Annotated in this window: 3 protein-coding genes; 1 reads left to right on the forward strand and 2 read right to left on the reverse strand. The window is 76.4% G+C overall.

Annotated elements, in window-relative coordinates; genetic code table 11:
• Positions 1-98 precede the first annotated feature (98 nt).
• Together E1258_RS32095 and E1258_RS32100 are read right to left on the reverse strand one after the other, a co-directional pair.
• Positions 99-785, reverse strand: coding sequence for a maleylpyruvate isomerase N-terminal domain-containing protein (locus E1258_RS32095; RefSeq protein WP_132407666.1), 687 nt, complete (start codon positions 783-785; stop codon positions 99-101).
• A gap of 45 nt (positions 786-830) precedes the next feature.
• Positions 831-1,718, reverse strand: a complete 888-nt coding sequence (locus tag E1258_RS32100; protein ID WP_132407668.1) for a phosphatase PAP2 family protein — start codon at positions 1,716-1,718, stop codon at positions 831-833.
• An 85-nt stretch (positions 1,719-1,803) separates the two neighbouring features.
• On the opposite strand from E1258_RS32100, the gene E1258_RS32105 reads away from it, so the two are divergent.
• On the forward strand, positions 1,804-2,210 hold a 407-nt coding region (locus E1258_RS32105), incomplete at its 3' end, for a DUF3159 domain-containing protein (RefSeq protein ID WP_132407670.1).

Below are 2,210 nucleotides of genomic sequence, written 5' to 3' on the forward strand. Positions count from 1 at the left end.
GTCCCCGCCCACGCACCGCCTGCCCGTACGTCTCCGGGCCGAGCCGGCGGCCGGCGACGGACGTCCGGCGGCGGGCGGGCGGCTCCCCCGAACCCGGGTCAGCCGCCGAAGGCGAGCAGGCGCACCCCGGCCGCCCCGATCACGGCCCGCTCCCAGTCGGTCAGCGATGCCCGGCCGGTGGCCTTGCGGACCACCGCCAACCGGTCCCAGCCCAGCTCCGGTGGCACGGCCCGGCCGCCGGTCAGCAGCGCCGTGACGACCTCGGCCGCGGTCGGGGTCAGCCACGGCTCGCGGCCCAGTGCGGCGGCCAGGTCCAGGCCGTGCACCCCGACCTCCACGACCCGGGTGACCAGGAACTCGGTCAGGGCCATGGGGTCGCCGTGCCGGGTGCGGACTACCCGATCGAGCGGCTGGTGGGCCACCGCGGCGTCGGCCGCGCGCCAGGCCCGGTCGAACCCGGCGGCGACCTCGGCCGGGTCGGTCGCCTCGCCGGCCTGACGGCGGGCGCTGTCGACCCGGGCCCGGTCGACCTGCGGGGTGAACTTCGCCGCGCCGAAGTACCCGGCGGCGTCCACCTCGGCGCGGGGCGGGGCCGGGGCGGCGAGCATGCCGGTGAGGCGGCCGGCGCCGGTGCGGACGTGGGCGATCAGGTCCCGTACCGCCCAGGGCGGGCAGTCGGTGGGCCGGCTCAGGTCGGCGGGGGTGAGCCCGCGCAGGACGACACCCAGCGCCGCGCACTCGTCGCGGAACGCCGCCCGCACCGAGTAGTCGTGGGCAATGCGCATGATCCCCTCCCGTGGTCGGCTCCGGGCGGCGGCCGCGTACGCCGGTCAGCCCTTGACGCGGGGCACCAGGCGGTGCACGACGGCGAGCACCAGCGCCGCCACCACGGCCATCGTCCCGGCGGTGCCGGCGGCGCTGCCAACGTAGCCGACGAAGAGCGAGCGCCGGCCCATCTCGTCGGGGTCGAGCTGGGGCAGGTCGACCAGCCAGGACAGGGCCAGCGCCGAGGCCACCACGGCGATCGTGCCGCCCAGGCCGAGCACGATGGCGGCGACGCGGTGCGCGTCGGCGGGCTCCACCTGGGCCTGCTCCCGTTGGGTGACCAGAAGCAGCAACCCGGCCAGCGCCGCCCAGACCCCGACGACGAGGAACGCCGCCACGGCGTCGCTGGGCCGGTGCCAGCCGGCGGAAAGGGTTGCCACGCCGGCCAGGGCCGCGTATCCGGTGCCGACGAACGCGCCGAGCACCCGGACCGTGCGCGGGAGGACCAGGATCAGCGCCAGGGCGACGGACGCCGCCACGGTGGTGTGCCCGCTGGGCAGGCTGTTGCCGACGGCGGCCCGTTCGGGGTCGATGCCGAAGTCCGGCCGGACCAGGGAGTGCTTGAGCAGCTGGGTGGTCACGTTCGCCCCGGCGATGAGCAGGGTGGCTGTGATGGCCAGCGCGACCCGCCGCCGGATGAGCGCGATGAAGCCGATCACCGACGTCGCCACCAGCAGCGACAGCGCCGACATCGTGTTGAGGATGTGGTTCACCGGCTCGGCGATGCGGTCCTGGCCGATCCGGTTGCCGGTGAGGGCGACCGTGTCGAGCCACTGGCCGAGCTCGGTGTGCAGGGCTGCGCGCCACACCACGACGAAGGCGGCTGTCTGGGCCAGGGCCAGTACGACCAACCAGACCGCCGTCCAACCCCTCGCCGTCGCGCGCACCCGCACACCGTAGCGGCCCGCGTGGGAGCGTCCCCCGGTGGCCCGCCGGCACCCTGCGGCTAGGTTGGGACGGACGTACAGGAGGTTGCCGGTGACCGCCACATCCGGGCCCGATGGGCCGTCCCGCCCCGTCCCGTCGCCGCCGGTCGACCGGCCGGAGTCCCTCGCCGATCTGCTCGGCGGGCGGCGCGGGGCGGTGGATGCCACGCTGCCGCCGGTGGCGTTCGCGGTCGGTTGGCTGGCCACCGGGCAGTCGCTGGTCGGTGGGGTGGCCGCCGCCGTGCTGACCGGCACGGTCCTGGCGGGCTGGCGGCTGCGCCGGGGGGACCGGCCGCGCTCGGTGCTGATCGGGCTGCTCGCGGTCTGCGTGGCGGCGCTGATCGCGTTGCGTACCGGGCGGGCCGCCGACTTCTTCCTCGTCCAGGTGCTGTCGAACGTGGCCAGCGCGCTCGCCTGGATCGTGAGCATCGTGATCCGCTGGCCGCTGCTGGGCGTGCT

The sequence above is a fragment of the Micromonospora sp. KC207 genome (assembly GCF_004348615.1).
Lineage (GTDB): Bacteria > Actinomycetota > Actinomycetes > Mycobacteriales > Micromonosporaceae > Micromonospora.

Coding starts and splice junctions, on each gene's coding strand:
- E1258_RS32095 (WP_132407666.1), bottom strand. CDS start 785: ATGCGCATTGCCCACGACTACTCGGTGCGGGCGGCGTTCCGCGACGAG.